Here is a 24267-nt window from a genome sequence, read left to right on the forward strand (position 1 = left end):
TCAAGGCTGTAAAACGATTACCTAAAAATGAATCGTGATTCGGGAATAAATTAAATGATTCCTTTCAGTCACTAATTTATTCTAATCCTTCTCACAATTTATTTTCTTAACGGTATCGTTTTAAGGCCAAATTTAAAATTAGATAAATAGAAAAAGGCTCTTCAGTGGAAGGGCTTTTTTAATTAAAGTAAACCTAATTACTATTTTATATCTTAATTTTTGTCTTGACACAAAACATTTGAAATTAAGAGGAGAAGCCACGGTGTGGCTTAGGTATTTTAAACTTCTTTATCACTTTTTTCTTGATAAAAAAATAATCAAAAAATCAAGGCTACGATTTTCGGAATATTATGCAATTTTATTATTTATATGTTCATTTTTGTCTTGACACAAAAACGAACCAAAAAAGTCAAGGCTGTAAAACGATTACCTAAAAATGAATCGTGATTCGGGAATAAATTAAATGATTCCTTTCAGTCACTAATTTATTCTAATCCTTCTCACAATTTATTTTCTTAACGGTATCGTTTTAAGGCCAAATTTAAAATTAGATAAATAGAAAAAGGCTCTTCAGTGGAAGGGCTTTTTTAATTAAAGTAAACCTAATTACTATTTTATATCTTAATTTTTGTCTTGACACAAAACATTTGAGATTAAGAGGAGAAGCCACGGTGTGGCTTAGGTATTTTAAACTTCTTTATCACTTTTTTCTTGATAAAAAAATAATCAAAAAGTCAAGGCTACAATTTGATATGTTCATTTTTGTCTTGACACAAAAACGAACCAAAAAAGTCAAGGCTACGATTTTCGACGGTCAATTATCATTTTGCTACACTAAAATGTTTAAATCGCTCCCGTTGGTCGGTAAACATTTTTGCGTTCCGCTTAATGAATTGACACTCGTCTGCTAATCGTTAGGCCGTTTTTAGAAAAACTAATTTTCTAAGTTTATACAAGATTAAAATAGTATAAGTAAATTTTTATCGCTTATCAAGCATTTTTTGTGTAGAACGAAAGCCCTGATCAGCATTGGTTGCTTTTGTTTTTCTGCTTTGTGAAAAACAGTTCTTAGCAACGAATGCTAGGGCTGGTTTGTGGAGTTTGGTGAATGAAACGCTTCGCTTAGTGATTAGAGTGGGGCTTGTCCCCCGTTAGCCCGCAGGTAACTATAATGCCACATTATGTAAACATAGCTTGGATGGGGCGGCTGGTGACTCCTTGCTTGGGTATGTGTTGGATTGAGTTTTTTGCTTTTGTTGGTATTTGATTCTTATAAAACTTATTATTAATGGTTTTTATAAATCATCTTATTTCTCATTACACTTTTCTTTTCTAGTGCCACAAAAAAATAAAAGGATTCTTTTTGCTATTTGAACGCATAACTACCTGAATAATATAACCAAATTAGTTTTTTATATTTACTATTATTTATTCTTATACACTTCTCTATTTTGTAGCCTTCCCTATTTTCAAACAGAAAATAAATATAACTAACTCTATTTAAATAGGATGCACAAAACACGAATTATTCAATTTAAATTTTATAGTAAATCACTATAAAATTATATCTTTGAGCTGTTGGAGGAATTCCTCCATTTAGATTAAAGTTATTTTAATAAAGTTGAATTTGATGAATTATAGATTTTCAGGACACGATACATTTCATTGCAAACAGCAGTGGCTATTGAAGGGTTTTAACAACCCTAACTTTTCTAATGTTTCAGAGAGTATTATCTCATTAGGAGTAGGTAAAAATATGGTATCTTCTGTAAAATATTGGTTAGAAGCTTTTGGTATTACAAATGAAAACAATTTAACTGAATTTTCAAATTTAATTTTTTCTCCTGAAGAAGGTCTAGATCGTTATTTGGAAAATGAAGGAACTTTGTGGTTGCTTCAGTATAAATTATGCCAAAAAAAATATGCGAGTATCTTTCAATTATTATTTACAGAATATTTTGATGATAAAGTCAATTATGAATTTAGTGAAGATAAAGTAATAAAGTTTATTCTAAACAAACTAGAAATTAACGGTGTAAAATCAATTAGTGAAAATACGTTATCAAATGATTTTAAAGTATTAACTCGCACCTATCTAAGTTCGTCAAAAGATATTAAAAACATTGAAGAGGAATTTAATGCTCCTCTTTTAGAATTAAATCTGATCGAAAAAATTGAAAGTCATAAATATATTTTAAATAAAATCAATCGATCAATTCCTTTAGCAATTTTAGGTTATTGCATACTTGATATGACTCAAGAACAAAATAGTACAAGTTTAAAATTAGAAGAAATTAAACGTACTATTGGAAACTATTTCTGTATCACAAATAAATGTTTAGAAGATTTGTTATCTCAATTAAATGAGATTTCAGATGTGTTTGTTTATACAGATCATGCAGGAACCGCAACTTTAGATATCAAGCAAAATACTATCGAATTAAGAGAAGAATTATTAAAAAAATACTACGATGCGAACTAATATTTCAACAAACATTATAAGAGACGAAAACAAGTCTTTAAATTATATTGTAACCAAAAATGCCGTTGAAATATTTAATAGCATTTTTAATCATTCGAATGAAAACCAAAATTCCTTTACCATTATTGTAAATTATAAAAAAGAAAACATATGTTACTTTAGGGAGTTTAAATAATTTAGACATTAAAGAATATTAATATTCTTTTTTACAAGGAATTACTCCCCTGATTCCTCCTCTAGGGTTCGGAACATCTTCTTTATATCTTGGTATGATGTGAATATGAACGTGAGGAATCGTTTGTCCTGCTGTCTCTCCTACATTAATTCCAATATTAAAACCATCAGGGTTGAATTTTTGTTGTAAAATTTCTTTAACTCGATTCACCACTATCCAACAAGCAATTTGTTCTCTACTTGTTAATTCAAAATAATCAGAAACTACTCTTTTGGGAACGATTAAAGCATGACCTTTAGAAACTGGAAATTTATCATAGAATGAAAAAACAGTGGCTGTTTCTACGATTGGTTCTCTTTTTTCATCAATACTTAAAAATGGACTGATTGCTTCATTTCCTTGATGCAAATAAGTATAATGTTGAAATTCATAAATCTCACAAAAATCATTGACGAAAACTGATTTAAATGGCAGTTTAACGTTGGTTTGAAATGTTTGGATCTGATGCAATTTATGAGTTCTAAATCCTTGATATTTAACATCCCTTCTCACTGCAAAATAGGCTTTCCCTCCTATTTTAAGTCTTTCAGAAATATCCATTAAAACATTTACTTGCTCTTCAGATTCTAAAACATTTAAAACGTAAAAGCAAATAATAGTATCGTAATCATCTTCAAGATTTATCGGAAAATAGTGAGGGTCATAGCCACTAACATCATAACCTTTCATTTTTAAGACTTCAACATCTTTACCAAATCCACAGCCGAAATCTAAGGTTTTACCTACAATAAGATTTTTATCCAACAATATTTTACAAGGAAATGAAATATATTTTCTCTCCTTCGCTGTTAAGTGGCTATATGGATTCGATTTACTCATTTAGATATAAAAAACCATTGTTATTGGCAATTGTTAATAGTGGTTGAATTGTATTTTCAAACAGTACATCATCAAAAGCGGTAATTGTAGGAAAAATAGTTAAATATTCTTCAAGGAATTTATTGCTTGAATGCTTTTCTTTGTGAATATTAAAGGCAATTTTTTGCAAATTTTTAAACTGCGTAAAATACTTATCAAACTGTGGAAGTCTATCGCTTTTTGAAGAATTGAAAGACTTATCAATTGGTAATAAATTCCAAACTAAATCGTGAGAAACAAATGCATAAGGAACAAAGTGATCTAGTGCAAAGTTCTTTTCATTAAATACCAATCTTTTACCCGTAAAAATACAATCAATACTACCCAATTCATCAAAAACGATTTTCCAATAGTGGTTGGTTTGCTTTTGAAGGCTATTTCTTTGTGCTGGTTTAATTAATTTGTTGGAAATATCAGGTACATTTGGATTTCTATTTTGAAGAAACAACGTCAAATTCCAGTAACAAAAACTTTTCAATAATTTAGAATTTTGTTTTAGATATTCTATCCAATTAGTATTCATAATGATTCTATCTTTAGATAAAGCATATAAAGATTGATTTTCAAAACTTTGCGATTTTTTATAAATATCCGTTTTCGTCTCCCCTTGAAACCATGGAGAAAGGAACCAATGCGGCACATTTTTATCAAAATGCTGAAGAATTTTCTTCGTTTCAGAATCAGTAGAATTAATTAACCTTTCTTGAACAATACTTTGTTTTTCATCGATCGTTAGATTTTCAATATCTATCAACTTCAAAACAGCGTCTTCAAGTAAATCATGTTTCCCAAATGAAAGATGAAAATAATTAATGGTATACCAAGAATTACTAATCATTTTAGAGAAAATTTCTTTTTTTAGAATTTCTGTTTTCTCCTGTTCCACCAACTCCACAATTGCTAATAACCAATAAAATTTATAAGTCGCTGTTGTGTTATTAAACACTGCAGAAAGTAAATTTACCGGTAAATTTTGGGAATAAGGTAATTCTATCATTCTAAGCTGTTTTTAATGAAAAAATATTATTCTCATCCTCGATAGACGATTCTACAAATACTGATGCATCTAAATTATTAATTTTAAGATTAATAATATTAAATAATCTTTGATTTAAATCACCAACTATTAAAATATTATTTGTTTTCTCTATAAATTTTAATACAGTTTCCCATATTTCCTTATATACCTTTGCAGTTTTATCAATATATCTTTTAGCCAATTCACATGCTTTTCCTAATCCTATGATTAAAGGAGTGTTATATGTACCACCTCTATTGTCATTTTCTTGTGAACCACCATGAATTAATGGAGTTAACATCAAACCATTTTTTACATATAAAAAACCTATACCTTTAGGCCCATTAATTTTATGAGCACTCATGCATAGCATATCAATATTTAATTCATTAACATCAATATCGACTTTACCAATAGCTTGAGTTGCATCACAAAAAAAACTTAAGTTATGTTTTTTAGCAATATCACCAATCAACTGAATATCTTGAATAACACCAGTTTCATTATTTGCATACATGATTGCAATTAATGCAGTTTCTGGAGTAATAGAATTCTCTAGTTCATTTAAATCGATTAAACCATTTGAATCAACATCTAAATAAGTAACCTCTATTCCTTTGGTTTCTAAATATTCACATGTTTTTAAAACAGCTTTATGCTCCGTTTTACAAGTTATTAGATGATTACCTCTTTCAAAATTTTCTTCATAAAAACCTTTTAGAGCATAATTAATACTCTCTGTAGCACCAGAAGTAAAAATGATTTCTGAAGATTCAGCTTGAATGATTTCTGCACATAATTTACGTGCATTCTCTATCACTTTTTTAGTTTTTAACCCATCAAGATGATTACTTGATGCATTAAAATAATATTGATTAAAATAAGGCATCATTTCATTAAGCACTTCTTCATTAACTCTAGTGGTTGATGCGTTATCTAAATAAATCATTAGGTTATTATTTATAAGCTATAAATATACTATTATTACCTAATACTATTTTAAGGAAAACCATAATAACGGACAAATATAAACCAAACAAAGCCTTAAATATTTAAGTTAAATTTATCTATTTTTTTGATACTGCGTAAGTAATGTAAGTAAAAATCAGCAAAAACATTTTTTTGTTTTTTGAGTTTGTGAAAAAAAAGTTTTAAACGAAGAATAGCATGCAATAAGGAGAACCAATGGTTCTCCTTTACTTTGATTTTAGCTTATGTTTCCAGTTTTTTATTTTGGCGATTTTACAATTTTCTTTTTTGTTAAAAATAAGTTACGGAAGTTACGGCGTGAAAAATAATGAAGTTTAAAGTAATTGAATGTAAATTTTGCTTGTTTGTGTTTTATCTTCCGTAAGATAATTTAGACTAAAATATAAGCCTTTTTTAAAGTAATATTTTAAACTATAAAGTACCTCATTTATTATATGTTCATTTTACTCATGAGTTTATTATTTTAAGAATAATGTATTCATGAATCCTTTGGATTTGGCTTGATCCAAAACGAACCAAAAAATCAAGGCTTCAATTCTCGACGGGTAATCATCATTTCGTTTTACTAAAATGTTTAAATCATTCCTTTCAGTCGGTAAACATTTTTGCGCTTCTCTCAATAGATTGACGCTCGTCTGCGAATTGTTATGCCATTTTCATTAATTCATCTTCTAATAATTTAGACTCTTTTTGTACTTGATCATAATCTTTTTCCTTAACGGCATATACATAATTTTAACCGATTTATTGAATAATGAAATATATACTTTGTTTATATTTTATTTTTTTTTATAAAAAAGTGTAAAAAATCCCTTGTATACATATGGAAAATATTTTTTCAATGAATTGCTCTACAGCTTTATCCAATTCGTCGTTGACGCTTTTAAAACAAAAAAAATTCTGCTCGGCAATCAATCCCAACAGAATTTTATTTTATTATTTTCTTGAAAAATTTGTGCTTAATCGTAATGAAAACGGCACTTTGCAATTAAAATTTGTTCCTCTTCGTATTTATAAATTAAGCGATGTTCTTCATCTATTCTACATGACCAAAAACCTGAATATTTATGTTTTAATGGCTCTGGTTTGCCAATTCCCGTAAAAGGTGTACGTGAAATATCTTTCAATAAATCATTGATTCGCTTTACTTTTTTCTTATCAGTTTTTTGCCAAAATAAATAATCTTCCCAAGACTCATCTACGAAAATATATTTCATTTATTCCTCGATTAATTCTTTTTCAAAAGATTGATTACTTTTTAATTTTTCGATGGCTGAATCCAATCTTGATTCATTGATACGAGAAGATAGTTCGTAATTAGTAGCCATTAATGAATTGTATTCTTCTAATGACATTACTACTATACCAGAATCTTTCCCTCTGTTGATGATTAAGGTTTCAAAATTCTTTGAAACTCTATCTAAATAAGATTTAATATCTTTTCTGAAGTCTGAAACACTTGCTATTAACATAATCTTGTATTTTATTATGTACAAAATTAAGTACAATATTTTGATTTACAAAATCTATTTTAGGTAATGGTGTAATAATAAGTCAATGTTATTCAATATATTGGATTAAAATTAATTCATGAAATCAACAATGTACAATGTGTTACTTTTATAAGCGGAGCAAAAAATAATAATTATTCTTTTAAGAAAGCTGGTCTATATTTTTATGAAAATGCTTTCTTAATTGTAGGATTTTTTAAAATTGTAAAACATAAATTATATAAATCTGCTTTTTTATTTCCGTCAATTTTACTTCAAAAAATATGATGTATCTCGCTCCTACATTGTCTATTAGATTAGAAAATTAAAATACTTAAAGAAGATACAAGAAGTAAGAAAAGAATGCTTACTACAGCTTTATTATGGGCAAAAAAATTACAAATAGATCTAACCCAACACTTTATTGTTTAGAAAACGTAATGTACTACATACTATAATTTTTGATTATGAAAAAAGGAGCCAAAAAGCTCCTTTATTTTTATATCTCTTAATTTAATAACAGTTTAAAATTGATCTGCATTCATAACTTTATTCCAAGCTTTCACAAAATCATTCACAAATTTTTCATTTGCATCTGCCGATCCATAAACTTCTGCAATAGCTCTAAGTTCTGAATTAGAACCAAAAACTAAATCATTTCGGGTTCCTGTCCATTTAGCTTGACCAGTTTTACGATCCGTTCCTAAATATTTTTCCTTAGAATGATCCATTGCTTTCCATTCTGTTGACATATCTAGTAAATTTACAAAGAAATCGTTTGTTAATAGACCAGGTCTATCTGTTAAAATTCCGTTATTTGAACCATCATAATTAATATTAATTGCACGCAATCCACCAATTAATACAGTCATTTCAGGAGATGTTAATGTTAATAATTGTGCTTTATCAATTAACAATTCTTCAGTAGATACTGCATAATTATTGTATTTTCTGTAGTTTCTAAATCCATCCGCAATTGGCTCCAACCATTTTATAGATTCTACATCAGTTTGCTCTTGTGAAGCATCTGAACGACCAGGTGTAAATGGCACTTTAATAGTTTGTCCTGCAGCTTTAGCAGCCTGTTCAATCGCAACAGCACCTCCTAAGACAATTAGATCAGCAATCGAAACATTTGATGAAAATTCTGCCTTAATTTTTTCTAAAACTGTTAATACTTTACTAAGTTGTACAGGGTTATTTACTTCCCAATTTTTCATTGGTTCTAAACGAATTCTTGCTCCATTTGCTCCTCCTCGTTTATCCGATCCTCTAAACGTAGATGCTGAAGCCCAAGCTGTAGAAACCAATTCAGAAATAGATAATCCAGAAGATAAGATTTGTTGTTTTAATTCTTCTATTTGCGATTCGTTTATAATTTCTCCTTCAAACTTTGGTATAGGGTCTTGCCAAACAAATTCCTCTTGAGGTACATCAGGACCTAAGTAACGATTTCTAGGCCCCATATCTCGATGCGTTAATTTGAACCATGCATTACAGAATGCTTTCTCAAATTCTTCTGGATGTTCCAAGAAACGGCGTCCAATTTTTTCATATTCTGGATCAAAACGTAAAGCTAAATCAGAAGTAAGCATCGTAGGTCGAATGCGTTTATTAGGATCATGAGCATGAGGAATAATTTCTCCTACATCTTTAGCTACCCATTGATGAGCTCCTGCAGGAGATTTTGTTAATTCCCATTCAAATCCAAATAAATAACTTAAAAATAAGTTTGACCATTCTGTCGGTTTACTTGTCCAAGTAACTTCTAAACCTGAAGTAATTGTATCTCCAGCTTTCCCTTCTCCAAAAGAATTTGCCCAACCTAAACCTTGCATTTCTAAGCCTGCAGCTTCTGGATCTTTCCCAACATGATCAGCAGGACCGGCACCGTGTGTCTTACCAAATGTATGTCCACCTGCAATCAAAGCTAATGTTTCTTCATCATTCATAGCCATACGTGCAAATGTGTCACGAATATCTTTTGCTGAAGCCAATGGATCTGGATTACCATCTGGACCTTCGGGATTGACATATATTAATCCCATCTGCACCGCAGCTAATGGATTTTCTAAATCTCTAGAACGATGTTTATCACTATTAGTATCTTCTGCAATAATTACATCTTCACCTTCTACACCATCAGAACCTCCTTTTCCGTAACGCACATCGCCCGCTAACCAAGTATTCTCAGAGCCCCAATACACATCTTGATTTGGTTCCCAAACGTCTGCACGTCCTCCAGCAAAACCTAAAGTTTTGAAACCCATAGATTCTAAAGCCATATTACCTGTTAGGATGATTAAATCTGCCCATGAAATTTTACGACCATATTTTTGTTTGATAGGCCATAACAAACGACGCGCTTTATCTAAGGAAACATTATCTGGCCAAGAGTTAAGCGGTGCAAAACGCTGTTGTCCTTCTCCTGCTCCTCCACGTCCATCTTGTACACGATAAGTACCAGCACTATGCCAAGCCATACGAATAAATAAAGGTCCATAATGTCCAAAATCTGCTGGCCACCAATCTTGAGAATCTGTCATCAATGTATGTAAGTCAGATTTTAGAGCTTCTAAATCTAAAGACTTAAATTCTTCAGCATAATTAAAATCCTCACCCATTGGATTTGTTTTAGTATCATGCTGTTTTAATATATTTAAGTTTAATTGATTTGGCCACCAATCTTTATTCTGAGTTCCTTTTCCAGCCACACTATTTGTCTGTAAAGATCCATTATGAAATGGACATTTTGAGATATCTCCACCGTTTTCCATGTCTATATATTTGTATTTTGTTGTTGCTTAATTAGTTCTAATATCTATAAATTAAATCAATTTTAAATCAATACTTAATTAATAAAATTGATAGCATGATAAGATTAATAACTTAGTCTTAAAAATCATATGATTAAGTTATGAATATTAAAATTAGTTTCAAAAAATATCATGTAACTCTTACAATTATTAGCAAAGAAATTACTTTCTATAAAATTGTAAAATTGTCTCTATAAATGATTAATTTTCACAATAAACATTATATATGAATAAAAAATTACTATTTGTTTCTACATTATTTCTATTGATGACAGGAAATATCAAAGCACAATCTAAAATTTCTTTTGAGGAAGAAGAAAATTATTACTTAGGGTCTATAAAAACTCAGAATGGTTGGGAAATCTATTCGGATGTAGAAGATAATATTGAAATCCCTGAAATACTAGTTACAAACGCGCAATTTACAGATGGTAAAAATTCTTTGAAAATAGAAACTAAAGATTCAAATATCTTTATAGGTGCTTTTAAAAACATTACAGCTTCTGCCGAGAAAATAAAGGTTTCTATGGATGTTTTTGTAGAGGATATATATAAAAATGGATATGGTTCTGAAATTATGTTAACTTTAATTGACCAGAATGACACGAATTTAGCAACTATAAATCTAGCTTTTGATAATACAGTATGGACAGGTAGCGGAAGTTATGTATATGAAGTAGAAGGTGTAACCTATGCGTCAAATTCATGGCTAACTATTTCCTATCAAATTGATTTTGAAAACTCTAATATTAATTTTTATTTAAACGATACCTATATATCTTCACAAGAAATAGAAATGGGTGCATCCTTAACTGCACTTGATGTTTATATGTTTGATATGGGAACACAATTTTATGTAGATAATATTAGCATAGAAAGTTTGCTAGAAACTTCTAGTATTTCGTCTCAACAAAAAAAGATTGAAATATTTCCTAATCCCGTATCAGATATTTTAAACATAAAAACAAAAGATGATATTAAAGTGATAGAAGTATATGATATATCGGGGAAAAAGCTAATTACTACAACAGATAAAGTTTTAAATGTTCATAGCTTACCTAAAGGGAGTTATGTTGTAAAAATTATAACTGATAAAGAAACAACTGTGAAAAAGTTCATTAAAAAATAATTTTATAGATAATCAACTTTTCAATATAGAATAAAAGTCCAGAATATTTTTTTGGATCTGATTTATTTAAATTTTAATAAAAATATCCGATACTAAAGTATCGGATATTTTTATTATTAAATTTTTGGTTCTTGTTGACTTAAACAGTGGAAAGATCCTAATCCCCAAATGATGTCCGTTGAATCTATTCCAACGACTTGACGATCTGGGAAACATTTTTGGATGATTTCTAAAGCCACCTCATCTTTTGCACAACGATAAGTTGGGACAATCACCGATTTATTGGCAATGTAGAAATTCGCATAAGACGCCGGTAAACGCTCGCCTTCGCAGTAAACGCCATCAGGCATTGGTAATTCGATAATATTTAACGAGCGACCATCTTCCAATTTCATTTCTTGTAATTGACGAAGATTAACTTGTAATAACTCATAGTTATCATCATTTTCATCTTCTTCTACAACCGTTAAAACTGTATCTTCATTCACGAAACGAATTGTATCATCGATATGACCATCCGTATCATCACCAACGATTCCGTCTTCCACCCAAAGAATTTGAGAAACACCATAGTAATTTCTTAAGAATTCTTCGATTTGTTGTTGCGAATAGTCTGGATTACGGTTCTCGTTTAATAAACATGATTTAGACGTCATCAATGTATTTTTTCCATTGAATTCGACTGAACCACCTTCCATGATAATTCCTGGGTAGAAAACTGGAAGATTAAATGCTTCTCCAATTTTAGTTGGAATCACATCATCATTTTCGAATGGTGGATATTTTCCTCCCCACGCATTGAATCCCCAATCCACAATTACTTTTTGATTTTCAGCATTTTCATTATTTACTAAGAAAGCTGGTCCGTGATCACGACACCATGCATCATTAGTTTCGAAAAAGTAAAACTCGACTTGCGATAAATCAGCATCTGTTTTTTCGATGTACGATAAAGCAAAGGCTTTCATTTCCTCATCTTTTACATTGATGCGAACTTTTTCACCTTTCGATAATTCAGCAATAAATTGTGCGTATGCTGGATAAATTAGGTGAATACGATCTGGCCAAGATTCCTCTTTATGAGGCCAAGATAACCACGTTGCTTCGTGTTCTTCCCATTCCGCAGGGAAACGGTATCCTAAATCTTTAGGAAATTTTGTTGTATCTAATGTGTTCAATTTAATTCTGTTTTAAAAGTTGTAAGGTATGTTCTAAATGACCTTGGGTTTTCCAATTATCGTGTCCAGCAATTACCAATTTAATTTTTGGATGGTGATGCATGATTTTTTGAATTGTATTTAGCCAAGCGTTCACATCAGCTTCTCCAATATATCCTAAATCCGTAGCCTCAGTACTTTTTACTAAACAACCACCATTTAAGATTTGATATTTCGGTAACCAAACTACCGTATTGTCAGCAGTATGTCCTTTTCCAAAATATTCAATAACGAAACGCTCACCTCCTATTTTATAGGTTTTCCCTAATTCAATTTCATGTGTTGCAACAGCTTTATTATTTGTTTTTAAAATCGCATTGGTTTCTTTTGTTGCATAAGTCGGAATTCCGATTTGATTGTAAAAAGCAAAACCTCCTGCGCGATCTTCGTGCGAATGAGATGCAAAAACTGCAATTACTGGTAAATGATGACGAAGTTGAATTGAATCTAAAATCGGTTGATATTGGGAGTTGTCCCAAGGCGTATCAAACAAAACAATTCCTTTTTTTGTAACTAAATACATGCCATTAGCCGCATATTGCTTGCCATTGAATGTATTAAAAGTGGTATGAACAAAAACCTTTGGATGAATCTGTTCAATGATTAAAGGTGCTCGTTGTGCATATAAAAATGTACTGAATAGGAAGAATATTCCTATCCAATACATTTTAAGATATTGTATGTTGAAATTAATCTTCATCAATAAAACGCTTCGTAATCGGAGCGTATGTTTCGATACGACGATCTCTTAAGAAAGGCCAGTGCTTACGGAAATAATCAGATTCGTTTAAATCTAATTCAACCACTTCAGTTTCTTCCTTATCATGCGTTGCTAAATATAAAAGTTTCCCTTGTGCATTTGTTGCGAAAGAACCACCCCAAAATTTCATTGCACCATCTTGTTCAAAACCAACACGGTTCACTGAAATGACAGGAACACCATTGGCTACTGCATGTGAACGTTGTATCGTTTGCCAAGCGTTGTATTGATCTTGGTTTGTTTCTTCGTCTTGCGTAGTATCCCAACCAATAGCAGTTGGGTAGAATAAAATATCAGCACCCATTAATGCTGTAATACGAGAAGCTTCTGGATACCATTGATCCCAACAAATTAAAACACCCACTTTACCAAACTTCGTATTGAATACTTTGTATCCTAAATCACCTGGTGTAAAGTAGAATTTTTCGTAGAATGCTGGATCATCTGGAATGTGCATTTTGCGGTATTTTCCTAGATACTCACCATCAGCATCTAAAATTGCTGTTGTATTATGGTATAACCCTTGTGCACGTTTTTCGAATAAAGAGGCTATAATTACAACTCCTAATTCTTTTGCTACGACAGATAGGGCATCTGTTGATGGTCCAGGAATAGCTTCTGCTAAATCGAAGTTATCGTAATCTTCGACATCACAAAAATATAATGATGTAAATAATTCTTGTAAACATACGATTTGAGCTCCTTTCGCTGCTGCTACTCTTACTTGCTCTATCGCTTTATTTAAATTTTCTTGTTTGTCCTTAGTACAAGTCATTTGTACCATTCCAACTTTAACTTTTGCCATTAACGAAAACTTATAGGATTGATTTAAATATAAAGTACAAAAATAGTGATATTCTTTAATATTAAATACAACAAAAATTTTAATTGCGAGGTTAAAATCTTGCTGATAATTCTTTAAAAACGATAAAAAATCGGAATTAAATCCATTTAAAATCTATAATTTAAGATAATATTAAGTTTTATTTCTTAATGTTTCAATTGAAATTGAATAATTTAGCCCTCAGTTTGAAAAAATTAAAAATTAATAATGAGAAATTTAATACTAACATTATCACTTTTAGGCAGTTCTTATCTGATGGCTCAAACTGAAGCTACTTTCATATCTAATAATTCTTTACCTAGCTCTGGTGTGTCTGTAATAGAATCTGAGAAAACGGAAACCATTACAGAAACAACTGAAGTTAAGAAAATCACTTATCACGATCATGTTTTTGAGGCACAGTCATTTAACATTCCTATCATTGAAAATAATGAACAAATGGATTCGTTGATATTAGCTAATCAACTTATACCAGTACCCGAAGATGGCGAAGGGTATATGATTCAAAAATTAACCCATAGTAGAGCATTCTTAAATCAGGATGCATTTTTACTTCTAAAAGATATTTCTAATCAATTTTATGCAGAAACTAATCATAAGCTAAGCATATCATCACTCACTAGAACTATTGAAAGTCAAAATAAATTGAGAAGAGTTAATAGTAATGCTACAAAAGGCGAAAGTTCTCATAGCTACGGTGCTTCTTTTGATATATCATATTCTAAATACGGTGAAAAATCAGGAAGAAATTATGCTAATGAACGAGTGGTGCAAGCATTACTGGATCGGTTAGTAGAAGAAGGTAAAATTTATTATATAAAAGAACGAAGACAACCTTGCTTTCATGTAACTGTAAGAAATACAAAAATAGATTTCAAAAATATGGTGAAATCCTAAACTCTAAATCCTACAAAATGTAGGATTTTTTTTGTATTTTAAAATTTAGAATAAAAATATTGTCAAAATTATACCCTATAAAAGGCTAGAAACTTATTTTTGCATCATGCTTAGGAATACATTTTACACATTAATACTATTTGTATCAGGAACTAGTATAACTTTTTCGCAAGGAAGAAAAGTAATTCCTCCTACTGCCGAATATATAAAACATTTAGAAGCAGCAAAATCTCATGGTACTACACTTATAAAAGATAAAAAACAACTTGATAAATATGTTTCTAAAGGAAAATTAGTCTCTGTAAAACAACGAGGTTATGGGTTTAGAGTAACAGATTTAACACATAGTCATCGCTATTTAACTCCTAGAGCAAATCAAACTTTGAGAGATATAGCACGTGAATTTGTGAAAACAACAGGGCAAAATTTCTTTGTAGTAACTTCCCTTACTCGCACATTACATGATCAAGATCGATTAAGAGGTGTCAATGGAAATGCATCATCTAATGACAGTGCGCATAATTATGGGGCATCTTTCGACATATCTTATATCCGATTTAATCATAAAATAGGTCAAAATTCTAAACTTGATAGAGATCTTAACAATATTTTAAAATCTTTTCAAAATTCAGGACGAATATATTATGTAAAAGAGAAACAAAGTAGTTGCTACCATATTGTAGTTCGTCGCTAAAATTTGTATTTTTCGATAGCCAATTTTATGTACGTATGAATATTGAAGAATTAAGAGAATTTTGTTTGAGTTTACCATTTGTGGAAGAAAAGTTTCCATTTGACCAAACAACATTGGTCATCTATATTGCAGGTAAAATGTTTTGTTTAACTGACATTAGAGAATTTAATCGTGTAAATGTTAAATGTGATCCAAGTAATGCAATCGATTTTAGAGAAAACTACCAAGCTGTGTTACCAGGCTATCATATGAATAAGAAACATTGGAACACAATTATAATCAACCAAGATGCAAAGGATGCATTAATTTATCAATGGATTAAAGATTCTTATAATTTAGTTATACTTACGCTTCCCAAATCAAAAAGACCAAATTTAATCTTATAAAAAAAGCAGAATAAAAATTCTGCTTTTTGTTATTCATTTATTTCTTTTTCTTGCGCTAATTTACTAAATAACGCAATTCTTGCTTGCTCGTTTATTGGATAAAAAATGCTTAAATATAAGCGCTCGTCAATAACATATTTTATTGCACAATGAATATTCTCTTTAGTTAATCTTTCAACAAAAAGCGTGTTTGTGAAAATTGATAATGAATTTTCTTTAAAAATTTCTTGCGCTCTTTTATACGTTATAAACGTTACATGAAATTTTGTATAGTGCGATTCAATATGCACAATCACATCAACCTCATCATTGATTGGATCATAAATTGGATGTAGAATAGTAGATTTAAATTCCATTATTTATACCAGCTACTGTACATTAAATAATTATTTGCAATACGCTCTATTTCGCCTTCTTTTAAACTTTGTGGAACATCTTTCACTTTTTTTGCTGGTACTCCTGCCCAAAGTTCACCTTCCTTTACATGTGTACCTTTCGTAATTACAGCTCCTGCAGCAATTAAAGAATTAGATTCAATTATACAATCGTCCATCACAATTGCTCCCATTCCTATTAATACATTATCATGAATTGTACATCCATGCACAATTGCATTGTGACCAATAGACACGTTATTTCCTATTGTTGTAGGTGACTTTTGATACGTTGCATGTATAGTCGCATTATCTTGTATATTAACTTTATTTCCCATTTTGATGTAATGCACATCTCCACGAATAACGGCAGAGAACCAAATAGAACAATCGTTTCCCATTTGTACATCACCAACGATAACTGCATTTTCTGCAATAAAGCAATTTTCACCCATCTGAGGATGCTTCCCATTTAATTCTTTAATAATAGCCATCTAAAAATTTATAATTATTGGGCAAAATATACAACTAAATCAACTAAATTTGCTGTTATTATGAGAGTATATACAGAAAATACACCTAATGAAAATGTGATGAAGTTCGTTTGTGACGAAACTTTAGCACAAGGTGGCGTTGAGTTTACAAAAGATTCAACTGCTACAGAATCACCACTTGCACAAGTTTTACTATCTATACCTTTTATCGACAAAATTTTTATCACTGCGAATTTTGTAGCAATTGAGAAAATTGATGGCGTTAATTGGGAAGATGTTCAAAACGATTTATTAGAAATTGTAGAAGAACATTTAGAGGATGGTCTTATTTTACAGCAACAAAAAAAACAGCCTTTTACAGTTTATGCTGAGATGACTCCTAATCCTTCTGTAATGAAATTTTGTGCGAACGTTATGTTGGTACCAGAAATTATAGAAATTAAGTCTAAAGAAAAAGCTGCTGGAGTTCCTTTAGCAGTTGCACTTTATAAAGAATATCCTTTTATTGAGGAAATTTTCTTTACTGAAAATTATATTTCTTTAACTAAAAATGATACAGAAGAATGGGATTTATGGACAATGGATGTTCGTTCATTTATCTTAAATTATTTACAAGCTGGAGGAATTGTTTTTGACGAATTTTATGAGTTTACAACAGAAGCTCCGGAAGAAGTTGTGATTAAAGCCAAAGAAGATTTTACTGACGTTGAAACACAAATTAAAGCAATCTTAGATGAATTTGTACAACCTGCTGTTGCAAACGACGGAGGAAATATTGAATTAATTGAATTTGTGGAGGAAACAAGAACTGCTAAAATGTTATTACAAGGAGCTTGTTCTGGTTGTCCATCTTCTACAGCTACACTAAAAAATGGAATTGAAGGTTTATTAAAACAAATGATGCCTGATGTGGTAGATAATGTTGAAGCCGTTAACGGATAATTTTAATCAATGAATCAAAAATAAAAAAGACTTTAGCTAAGCTAAAGTCTTTTTTATTTTTGATATATTATTATTCATCATAAAAATCAAATGATCTTCTATAGTTATAAAGCATTAGCCTCCTTCTAGATTCTAAATCATTTATTCTAAAAGAATTAATATCCTCGTTCATAAAATAGATATTACCTTCTTCCAAACCATCATGGCCAATACATTTTAAAATAAAATCATTTTCAGAAACTTCTGTTACAAAACCTGAAAATCGAGTATCATTACCAATTCCTATTCTAATTAAATAATCAGTTTCTCCTTTTAATCTTAATAAAGTAGAGTACATCCAATTATCATCTTTAGGAATATCAAGAAGAATTTCTTGTTCTTCATCTAATTCTTGATTATGATCATATATGTATTGCAAACATTTACAGTAATCATCACGATCTATTCTTCTCACTTTGTACATTGGCTCTATAATAATACCATCCTTTTTACCAAATTTTGTAATATGTTGCATGACAAAAAATTCTTCGTTAAAATCAATTACATAGCCAGCCCAAAAATCTGTACCTGATGGATCTTGAAAAATTGCAATCACATATCTATGATCTTTAGAATAGTTGAGTATTTTTTCAAATTCTGTATTCATTTTTTTACTTTTTCTTTACATATATGGCCTCATGAATTTCAGGAGTCCATTCCCCTTTTTCCAAATTATCTAATTTAATCTTTTTGTAAACCTCTTCTGGTCCAGCTACCACCATTGTAATTTGTGATTGATCTCTTAGGTTTTTCTCATTAAATGCGTAGGTAACAAATACTTTTTTCTTTGTTATTAGTTTTATTAAATTTAATAAATACTCTTCCGCATCTGTTGCAGATTTAAATTTATCATCCTTTTTAAATGAAACTTCAAAAGAACCATCTACTAAAAAATCTGGCTCATAAGCTAAGAAAATCGAGTAATCTTTTTGCTTTATCTTTTGTGCTTTTGCATATTCCTTTTGATTTTTATATTCTTCTTTTACAATTTCATATTTAAAAGAATATAGATCCGCAATTTTTTCTAATTTATCAGCATCAAATGAGTAGGCAATTCCGTTATGGAAAACATTATATAATTTTGGATTTACTAACCATTGATCTACAATTTTACGATCTTTAATTGCGTAAATCATAAAATGGTTTTCATCAGTCACTTTATTATTTAATTCATATCCATGTTCTAAATTTAATTTTATCCCATCTATTTTAGAAGCATTATCTATATAAAAATTATATTTTTCAAAAGATTTATCGGTATTATAATCACTTGCCATTCCTACTAGAATAGTATTGGAATCAAAATTTACTTTGTCTATTAATGTTTGGACTTGAGCCCAGCTTATTGTAGAAATCATTAAAGTAGCAACAAGTAAAATTCTTCTAATCATATGTATTATTTTGAGGTTTTTATAAAAAAAATAAATTTAATATTTATTTACAGATTTAAAGGTGTTTTTTAAGTAATAGTTGGAATAACAACATATAGAATGGATTTGTAATGTATAAAGTTTATCCTTTATTGAAATTAAACATTTATTTTCTTAAAATTTTTACATTTACTTAACATTCTAGCACTGAATTTGATATTGAGCTTAAATCAACCTATTATTAAATTAAAAATTATGAAGTCTCATAAACAATATGTATCAAACAATGTTCTATTACAATTAGGATTTTTGACACTTATCCTTATTATTTTCGGATTAATTATAAAAAATGTCTTTGCTTTTTTGCCAGGTATTTTGATTGCAATCTGCCTTTTTGTGTTGTTAATAAATCCACTGAATTATTTATATATTACAAAAAAATGGAATAAAACAGCCAGTGTTGTTCTACTAATGATTGCATCAGCCGTTACAATCATTACACCGTTATACATTCTTATTCATATGCTAACGAATAAAGTGATGATCCTTTTGAATGATACGAATAAAATAGAATCGGATATAAAGAAAGCCATTACTACTTTAAATCAACAATTTAACATTGATGTATTTAGTGAAACCAATATTTCTAAATTAACACAAATCGGAACGAAAATATTACAAACGTTATTAAATGCATCTTTAGACACCTTTATTCAATTAGGAGTTGCGTTTATATTGCTATATTTTATGCTAATCAATCATAAAAAGTTAGAAGATGCTTTTTATAGATATATTCCACTAAAAAATAGAAATCTAAAGAATATGAATTTAGATTTGAAACAGTTAGTGATTTCTAATACTGTTGGTGTACCAGTAACTGCCTTTATACAAGCTATTATAGCTTATATTGGTTATATTATTTTTGGAGTAGATGATTCCTTTACTTGGTTTGTCTTAACCATTTTTGCAGCAATGCTACCTGTTGTAGGTGCAGCATTAATTTATATTCCACTAGCAATAATATTAATTGCACAGGGAGAAACTACAAATGCGATAGGATTGTTACTATATAGCTTTATAATTGTTGGATTATCGGATAATTTAATTCGATTTGTTTTACAAAAAAAGATGGCGGATGTACACCCATTGGTTACAATTTTTGGTGTAATTATCGGTATTAATTTATTTGGTTTTATTGGAATTATTTTTGGGCCTATTCTTTTTTCAGTATTTTTATGGTTAATCAAATTATATAAAGCTGAATTTGTTGATCCAAATCCAGAAGAAATATAAATCCACAAAAAAACTATCATGAATTTAGAAAATTTTAAATTCTATCATCCACTAGAAATTAGATGGAACGATTTAGACCCCATTGGCCATGTAAATAATGTATATTATATAGAATACTTTCAGATTGGAAGAGGTTTCTATATGATTGATTCTTCTAAGAAATGGGATTGGACTAAAAACATGTTTGTTATTGCCCATATTGAATGTGATTATTATAAAGAATTAAAACTTTTATCAAAAAACCCAAGAATTGGATTACGTGTATCAAGATTAGGAAATAAATCTTTTGACTTTGAATATGTAATTGTGAGTGATGATAAAGATGGAATTCCAATTGTACATGCAAAAGGATTAAGCACACAAGTTTTGGTAGATTTAACCTTAGGTAAAAGTATAGAATTACCTGAATGGCTAAAAACCGATATCCAAACGTATGAAATAGCTCTAGAAAAATAAGTATATTTAGTCATCAGTTTACTGGTGACTTTTTTAATTCAATTTATTATGAAAAGAATAATCTTATTTCGACATGCAAAAAGCCGATGGGACGAACCAGTAAACGACCAATTTCGTAGCATTACTGAAACTGGAAAAACGCGAACAAGATTGTCTGCGAAGAAATTGAGCGAAATTATAGATAATCAATCTTTACATGTTTTTTCTAGTATTGCTACCAGAGCACGAGAAACTGCCGAAATTGCAAAATCAATAGTTTTTCCAACTGTAGAAATAAACTATGAGAAAGAATTATATTCGTTTTCTCATTTTACATTAAAAAATTGGATAAAATCATTAGATAATTCCATAGAATCAGCAATCATTTTTGGTCATAATCCTGCATTTACTGATATTGCATATGATTTAGGATCTGAATTCATTTTAAATATTCCAACTGCTGGAGTAGTTTGGATGGAATTTGAAACAAATGAATGGAGTAAAGTACAAAAAGGCATAACTAAACATATTATTTTTCCCAAAGAATTATAAATGAAAAGATACATTAATAGAGAAATTAGCTGGCTAAAATTCAATGCAAGAGTTTTACAAGAAGCAGCTGACGAAAATGTCCCTTTATTAGAAAGAATTAGATTTCTAGGAATATATTCTAATAACTTGGACGAGTTTTATTCCGTAAGATATTCAACAATTCTTCGCTCTATTCAATTAAAAGATGTAGAAAAAGTATACAGTAATATTGTTGCTGAACAAACTGATGAAGAATTAATAGAAGAAATAAATACAATTGTTACGAAACAACGTGAGAAATATGACCTTTTATATGAAGAATTATTCAAAAAATTAGAGGATCATGACATTCATGTTATAGATGATAAAACATTACCAGAAAAATATACTGAATATATCACAGAGTATTTTAATGATGAATTAATACATAATGTGGGGGTTTTCGTTTTAAATGAAAAAATTAAAATTCCTTCTCTTAGAGATGGATCATTTTATTTAGCTGTTAAAATGACGATGAAAGATGAGGTACAATATGCCTTAATCATTGTTCCAACCCATTTATTTGATCGTTTTATTTTATTACCAAAGTGGGGACAGAAATTTTACGTAATGTATTTAGAGGATATCATTCGATATCATTTAAATGAAATTTTCAGAACATTTCAATACGATTCTATTGAGGCACATTCTATTAAAATTACACGCGATAGCGAACTTAATTTTGATAACGATTTAGAGCATAGCTTATATGAAAAAGTAATTCATAGTTTAGAAGAACGTAAAAAAGGTGAACCTGTAAGGTTGGTATATGATAGAGAAATTGCAAATGACACATTAAATTTCTTTTTAGAAAAACTAAATTTGGACGATTATGATAGTATTATTCCAGGTGGAAAATATCATAATAAGAGGGATTTAATCGGTTTCCCATCTTTTGGAATTCAAGGTTTAACCTACCATAAGATCAAACCTATCATACAAAAAAGACCTTTATCTTACGATAGTTATTTTAGGGCTTTTACGGCAAATGATGAGCTTATATTTGCTCCGTATCATGATTATTCTTTACTCTTAAAATTTTTAAGAGAAGCAGCTATCGACCCTAAGGTTAAGAAAATTAAGCTTACAGTATATCGCGTCTCTAAGGACTCACAAATAATGCATTCTTTGATTAATGCTGCAATGAATGGGAAAGAAGTTACTGCTATACTAGAACTACGGGCGCGTTTTGATGAATCGAATAATGCAATGTGGTCCAAAAAATTACAGGAAGCAGGTGTAAATGTAATATTTGGTGTACCAGGACTTAAAGTTCATTCTAAAATTGCCTATATCGAACGATTACCAGAAGAAGGAATTGCAGAAAAATTTGCAATAATAAGTACCGGAAATTTTCATGCTAAGACAGCAAAAATTTATACAGATTATACTTATATCACTTCTAATCCTGGGATAACCAAAGAGATAGAACAGGTATTTAAATTCTTTGATGCTAATTATTTAATGCAAACCTATCATCACCTGATGGTTTCACCGCATGGAACACGTAATAAATTAATCAAACTTATAAAAAGAGAAATTTATAACAAGAAAAGTGGTTTTGAAGCTGAGATTAATATGAAATTAAATAGTTTGAGTGACAAGCAAATTATTGATTTATTATATAAAGCTTCGCAAAAAGGTGTAAAAATTAGATTAGTTGTTCGTGGGATTAATTGTTTGATTCCAGGAAAGAAAGACCTATCTGAAAATATAGAATGTGTAAGTGTGATTGATAAATTTTTGGAGCATCCGCGAATATATTGGTTTAAGAATGCTGGACAAGATCAAGTCTATATTTCTTCTGCAGATATGATGAGTAGAAACCTAGATTATAGAGTTGAAGTTACATGTCCTGTTTATGATTCAGGATTAAAAAAAGTAATTATGGATACATTTAATTTAAGTTTTAATGATAATGTTAAAGCTCGAATTATTGATGAAAAGCAGTCCCTTGCCTATCGTGAAAATAAGGAAGATAGAAATCGTTCTCAATTCACTACTTATGATTATTTACAACAATTAAATGAGAATATAAATGAAGATTAAAAAGCTAGGAGCAATTGATATAGGATCCAATGCGATACGTTTATTAATTAATTTTGTCTATGAAGAAGAAGGTAAAGCTCCAATCTTCAATAAAACAAGTATTGTTCGTATGCCTATCCGTCTTGGTCACGACGTTTTTACTGATGGTACAATTTCTGAAAATAATGCTAACCGTATTTGTGATGCGATGCAAGCCTATGCATTGATGATGAAGGTTTATGAAGTGGAAGACTATCGTGCCTACGCAACTTCTGCTATGCGCGAAGCAAAAAATGGATTGGAAATTGTTCAGAATGTAAAGAAACATTGTGATGTAGATATAGAAATAATCAATGGTCAAACAGAAGCCGAATTAATATTTTCAACTGAATTAAGCTCATTTGTAAAAGATAATAAAACCTATCTATATGTAGATGTAGGTGGAGGAAGTACAGAATTAACTTTATTAAAAGATAATAAAATTTTCGCTTCGCAATCTTTTGAAGTGGGAACCGTACGATTGTTAGATAACATGGTGGATTCTTCAACTTTTCCGGAAATGCAAAAATGGATTATAGAAAATATTGGCAATGATGAAATTGAATTAATTGGATCTGGTGGAAATATTAACCATGTCTATAAATATTCTGGTGTAAAAGTGGGTACACCTCTTGGTGCAACATATGTAAAAAAACACCATAAAATTCTACAAACAATGACTGCAGAGCAACGTATGCAAAACTTTAATATGAAACCTGACCGTGCAGATGTTGTAGTATATGCTTTAGAAATATATACAAATGTATTAAAATGGTCAAAAGCAACGAAAATTCACGTTCCTAAAATTGGGCTTTCGGACGGAATTATTCGTGCTTTATATCATGATTTAACTCAAAAAAAATAATC

General features: G+C 29.8%; 24 protein-coding genes. 11 read left to right on the plus strand and 13 right to left on the minus strand.

What is annotated here, in order from left to right:
- Positions 1 to 1630: 1630 nt before the first annotated feature.
- On the plus strand, positions 1631 to 2482 hold the full coding sequence (locus IM532_RS12160) for a DUF4007 family protein (RefSeq protein WP_194183727.1): 852 nt from the start codon (positions 1631 to 1633) through the stop codon (positions 2480 to 2482).
- 193 nt (positions 2483 to 2675) lie between these two features.
- Here the strand turns inward: IM532_RS12160 and IM532_RS12165 are convergent, their stop codons facing one another.
- The 6 genes from IM532_RS12165 to katG all read right to left on the minus strand — a co-directional run bounded on the left by IM532_RS12165 (position 2676) and on the right by katG (position 9850).
- A complete protein-coding gene (locus tag IM532_RS12165) occupies positions 2676 to 3536 on the minus strand; it encodes an HIT family protein (protein WP_194183728.1) in 861 nt (286 codons plus the stop codon).
- Entirely contained in the window at positions 3529 to 4572 is a 1044-nt protein-coding gene (locus IM532_RS12170; protein WP_194183729.1) for an HNH endonuclease domain-containing protein, read from the minus strand. Before IM532_RS12170 ends, IM532_RS12165 begins: the two co-directional genes overlap by 8 nt.
- A 1-nt stretch (position 4573) precedes the next feature.
- The gene (locus IM532_RS12175; protein WP_194183730.1) at positions 4574 to 5542 is read right to left on the minus strand and encodes a cysteine desulfurase family protein; all 969 of its coding nucleotides are present in this window, start codon (positions 5540 to 5542) and stop codon (positions 4574 to 4576) included.
- 1000 nt (positions 5543 to 6542) lie between these two features.
- On the minus strand, positions 6543 to 6800 hold the full coding sequence (locus IM532_RS12180; protein ID WP_194183731.1) for a Txe/YoeB family addiction module toxin: 258 nt from the start codon (positions 6798 to 6800) through the stop codon (positions 6543 to 6545).
- Positions 6801 to 7055, minus strand: a complete 255-nt coding sequence (locus tag IM532_RS12185) for a type II toxin-antitoxin system Phd/YefM family antitoxin (protein WP_019976179.1) — start codon at positions 7053 to 7055, stop codon at positions 6801 to 6803.
- A gap of 542 nt (positions 7056 to 7597) precedes the next feature.
- Entirely contained in the window at positions 7598 to 9850 is a 2253-nt protein-coding gene (gene katG, locus IM532_RS12190) for a catalase/peroxidase HPI (protein WP_194183732.1), read from the minus strand.
- A 265-nt stretch (positions 9851 to 10115) separates the two neighbouring features.
- Between katG and IM532_RS12195 the strand changes: the two genes are divergently transcribed.
- Positions 10116 to 11018 carry a T9SS type A sorting domain-containing protein gene (locus IM532_RS12195; RefSeq protein ID WP_194183733.1) on the plus strand — a complete coding sequence of 301 codons (903 nt, stop codon included), beginning with the start codon at positions 10116 to 10118 and terminating at the stop codon, positions 11016 to 11018.
- A 116-nt stretch (positions 11019 to 11134) separates the two neighbouring features.
- On the opposite strand, the gene IM532_RS12200 is transcribed toward IM532_RS12195, so the two are convergent.
- The 3 genes from IM532_RS12200 to IM532_RS12210 are packed head-to-tail and all read right to left on the minus strand — an operon-like array spanning position 11135 to position 13800.
- A complete protein-coding gene (locus IM532_RS12200; protein ID WP_194183734.1) occupies positions 11135 to 12196 on the minus strand; it encodes an agmatine deiminase family protein in 1062 nt (353 codons plus the stop codon).
- A 1-nt stretch (position 12197) separates the two neighbouring features.
- Positions 12198 to 12902: a BlaB/IND/MUS family subclass B1 metallo-beta-lactamase gene (bla, locus tag IM532_RS12205; protein WP_194183813.1), complete on the minus strand. Its 705-nt coding sequence runs from the start codon at positions 12900 to 12902 to the stop codon at positions 12198 to 12200.
- Positions 12903 to 12924: 22 nt separating this feature from the next.
- Entirely contained in the window at positions 12925 to 13800 is an 876-nt protein-coding gene (locus IM532_RS12210) for a carbon-nitrogen hydrolase (protein WP_194183735.1), read from the minus strand.
- A gap of 246 nt (positions 13801 to 14046) precedes the next feature.
- Here IM532_RS12210 and IM532_RS12215 point away from each other — a divergent pair, with 246 nt between their 5' ends.
- From IM532_RS12215 to IM532_RS12225, 3 genes are all read left to right on the plus strand, one after another.
- The gene (locus IM532_RS12215; RefSeq protein ID WP_194183736.1) at positions 14047 to 14736 is read left to right on the plus strand and encodes a DUF5715 family protein; all 690 of its coding nucleotides are present in this window, start codon (positions 14047 to 14049) and stop codon (positions 14734 to 14736) included.
- Between the two features lie 106 nt (positions 14737 to 14842).
- Positions 14843 to 15430 carry a DUF5715 family protein gene (locus IM532_RS12220; protein WP_194183737.1) on the plus strand — a complete coding sequence of 196 codons (588 nt, stop codon included), beginning with the start codon at positions 14843 to 14845 and terminating at the stop codon, positions 15428 to 15430.
- Between the two features lie 35 nt (positions 15431 to 15465).
- Complete coding sequence (locus IM532_RS12225; protein ID WP_194183738.1) at positions 15466 to 15816, plus strand: MmcQ/YjbR family DNA-binding protein; 351 nt, start codon at positions 15466 to 15468, stop codon at positions 15814 to 15816.
- A 29-nt stretch (positions 15817 to 15845) separates the two neighbouring features.
- Here IM532_RS12225 and IM532_RS12230 read toward each other — a convergent pair whose 3' ends face one another.
- Positions 15846 to 16172 (minus strand): hypothetical protein, encoded by a 327-nt coding sequence (locus IM532_RS12230; RefSeq protein ID WP_194183739.1) that lies wholly within the window; start codon positions 16170 to 16172, stop codon positions 15846 to 15848.
- A complete protein-coding gene (locus tag IM532_RS12235; protein ID WP_194183740.1) occupies positions 16172 to 16684 on the minus strand; it encodes a gamma carbonic anhydrase family protein in 513 nt (170 codons plus the stop codon). The genes IM532_RS12230 and IM532_RS12235 overlap by 1 nt, the downstream gene beginning before the upstream one ends.
- Positions 16685 to 16744: 60 nt before the next feature.
- On the opposite strand from IM532_RS12235, the gene IM532_RS12240 reads away from it, so the two are divergent.
- A complete protein-coding gene (locus IM532_RS12240; protein WP_194183742.1) occupies positions 16745 to 17626 on the plus strand; it encodes a NifU family protein in 882 nt (293 codons plus the stop codon).
- 70 nt (positions 17627 to 17696) lie between these two features.
- Here the strand turns inward: IM532_RS12240 and IM532_RS12245 are convergent, their stop codons facing one another.
- Both IM532_RS12245 and IM532_RS12250 read right to left on the minus strand, forming a co-directional pair.
- Positions 17697 to 18272, minus strand: a complete 576-nt coding sequence (locus IM532_RS12245) for a hypothetical protein (protein ID WP_194183743.1) — start codon at positions 18270 to 18272, stop codon at positions 17697 to 17699.
- Positions 18273 to 18276: 4 nt separating this feature from the next.
- Positions 18277 to 19056, minus strand: a complete 780-nt coding sequence (locus tag IM532_RS12250) for a hypothetical protein (RefSeq protein WP_194183745.1) — start codon at positions 19054 to 19056, stop codon at positions 18277 to 18279.
- A 234-nt stretch (positions 19057 to 19290) separates the two neighbouring features.
- Here IM532_RS12250 and IM532_RS12255 point away from each other — a divergent pair, with 234 nt between their 5' ends.
- The 5 genes from IM532_RS12255 to IM532_RS12275 are packed head-to-tail and all read left to right on the plus strand — an operon-like array spanning position 19291 to position 24265.
- Positions 19291 to 20328 carry an AI-2E family transporter gene (locus IM532_RS12255; protein WP_194183747.1) on the plus strand — a complete coding sequence of 346 codons (1038 nt, stop codon included), beginning with the start codon at positions 19291 to 19293 and terminating at the stop codon, positions 20326 to 20328.
- Between the two features lie 18 nt (positions 20329 to 20346).
- On the plus strand, positions 20347 to 20784 hold the full coding sequence (locus tag IM532_RS12260) for an acyl-CoA thioesterase (RefSeq protein WP_194183749.1): 438 nt from the start codon (positions 20347 to 20349) through the stop codon (positions 20782 to 20784).
- 48 nt (positions 20785 to 20832) lie between these two features.
- The gene (locus tag IM532_RS12265; protein ID WP_194183750.1) at positions 20833 to 21315 is read left to right on the plus strand and encodes a SixA phosphatase family protein; all 483 of its coding nucleotides are present in this window, start codon (positions 20833 to 20835) and stop codon (positions 21313 to 21315) included.
- The gene (ppk1, locus tag IM532_RS12270; protein ID WP_194183752.1) at positions 21316 to 23382 is read left to right on the plus strand and encodes a polyphosphate kinase 1; all 2067 of its coding nucleotides are present in this window, start codon (positions 21316 to 21318) and stop codon (positions 23380 to 23382) included. It abuts the gene before it with no gap.
- The gene (locus tag IM532_RS12275) at positions 23372 to 24265 is read left to right on the plus strand and encodes a Ppx/GppA phosphatase family protein (RefSeq protein WP_194183754.1); all 894 of its coding nucleotides are present in this window, start codon (positions 23372 to 23374) and stop codon (positions 24263 to 24265) included. The genes ppk1 and IM532_RS12275 overlap by 11 nt, the downstream gene beginning before the upstream one ends.
- Positions 24266 to 24267 lie beyond the last annotated feature (2 nt).

Origin of the sequence: Faecalibacter rhinopitheci, from assembly GCF_015234135.1 — a bacterium.
Lineage (GTDB): Bacteria > Bacteroidota > Bacteroidia > Flavobacteriales > Weeksellaceae > Empedobacter > Empedobacter rhinopitheci.

What these genes read in the sequence shown, in the direction of transcription:
- IM532_RS12160 (WP_194183727.1), top strand. Translation starts at nt 1,631, where the DNA reads ATGAATTATAGATTTTCAGGACACGATACATTTCATTGCAAACAGCAG.
- IM532_RS12165 (WP_194183728.1), bottom strand. Translation starts at nt 3,536, where the DNA reads ATGAGTAAATCGAATCCATATAGCCACTTAACAGCGAAGGAGAGAAAA.
- IM532_RS12170 (WP_194183729.1), bottom strand. Translation starts at nt 4,572, where the DNA reads ATGATAGAATTACCTTATTCCCAAAATTTACCGGTAAATTTACTTTCT.
- IM532_RS12175 (WP_194183730.1), bottom strand. Translation starts at nt 5,542, where the DNA reads ATGATTTATTTAGATAACGCATCAACCACTAGAGTTAATGAAGAAGTG.
- IM532_RS12180 (WP_194183731.1), bottom strand. Translation starts at nt 6,800, where the DNA reads ATGAAATATATTTTCGTAGATGAGTCTTGGGAAGATTATTTATTTTGG.
- IM532_RS12185 (WP_019976179.1), bottom strand. Translation starts at nt 7,055, where the DNA reads ATGTTAATAGCAAGTGTTTCAGACTTCAGAAAAGATATTAAATCTTAT.
- katG (WP_194183732.1), bottom strand. Translation starts at nt 9,850, where the DNA reads ATGGAAAACGGTGGAGATATCTCAAAATGTCCATTTCATAATGGATCT.
- IM532_RS12195 (WP_194183733.1), top strand. Translation starts at nt 10,116, where the DNA reads ATGAATAAAAAATTACTATTTGTTTCTACATTATTTCTATTGATGACA.
- bla (WP_194183813.1), bottom strand. Translation starts at nt 12,902, where the DNA reads ATGTATTGGATAGGAATATTCTTCCTATTCAGTACATTTTTATATGCA.
- IM532_RS12210 (WP_194183735.1), bottom strand. Translation starts at nt 13,800, where the DNA reads ATGGCAAAAGTTAAAGTTGGAATGGTACAAATGACTTGTACTAAGGAC.
- IM532_RS12215 (WP_194183736.1), top strand. Translation starts at nt 14,047, where the DNA reads ATGAGAAATTTAATACTAACATTATCACTTTTAGGCAGTTCTTATCTG.
- IM532_RS12220 (WP_194183737.1), top strand. Translation starts at nt 14,843, where the DNA reads ATGCTTAGGAATACATTTTACACATTAATACTATTTGTATCAGGAACT.
- IM532_RS12225 (WP_194183738.1), top strand. Translation starts at nt 15,466, where the DNA reads ATGAATATTGAAGAATTAAGAGAATTTTGTTTGAGTTTACCATTTGTG.
- IM532_RS12230 (WP_194183739.1), bottom strand. Translation starts at nt 16,172, where the DNA reads ATGGAATTTAAATCTACTATTCTACATCCAATTTATGATCCAATCAAT.
- IM532_RS12235 (WP_194183740.1), bottom strand. Translation starts at nt 16,684, where the DNA reads ATGGCTATTATTAAAGAATTAAATGGGAAGCATCCTCAGATGGGTGAA.
- IM532_RS12240 (WP_194183742.1), top strand. Translation starts at nt 16,745, where the DNA reads ATGAGAGTATATACAGAAAATACACCTAATGAAAATGTGATGAAGTTC.
- IM532_RS12245 (WP_194183743.1), bottom strand. Translation starts at nt 18,272, where the DNA reads ATGAATACAGAATTTGAAAAAATACTCAACTATTCTAAAGATCATAGA.
- IM532_RS12250 (WP_194183745.1), bottom strand. Translation starts at nt 19,056, where the DNA reads ATGATTAGAAGAATTTTACTTGTTGCTACTTTAATGATTTCTACAATA.
- IM532_RS12255 (WP_194183747.1), top strand. Translation starts at nt 19,291, where the DNA reads ATGAAGTCTCATAAACAATATGTATCAAACAATGTTCTATTACAATTA.
- IM532_RS12260 (WP_194183749.1), top strand. Translation starts at nt 20,347, where the DNA reads ATGAATTTAGAAAATTTTAAATTCTATCATCCACTAGAAATTAGATGG.
- IM532_RS12265 (WP_194183750.1), top strand. Translation starts at nt 20,833, where the DNA reads ATGAAAAGAATAATCTTATTTCGACATGCAAAAAGCCGATGGGACGAA.
- ppk1 (WP_194183752.1), top strand. Translation starts at nt 21,316, where the DNA reads ATGAAAAGATACATTAATAGAGAAATTAGCTGGCTAAAATTCAATGCA.
- IM532_RS12275 (WP_194183754.1), top strand. Translation starts at nt 23,372, where the DNA reads ATGAAGATTAAAAAGCTAGGAGCAATTGATATAGGATCCAATGCGATA.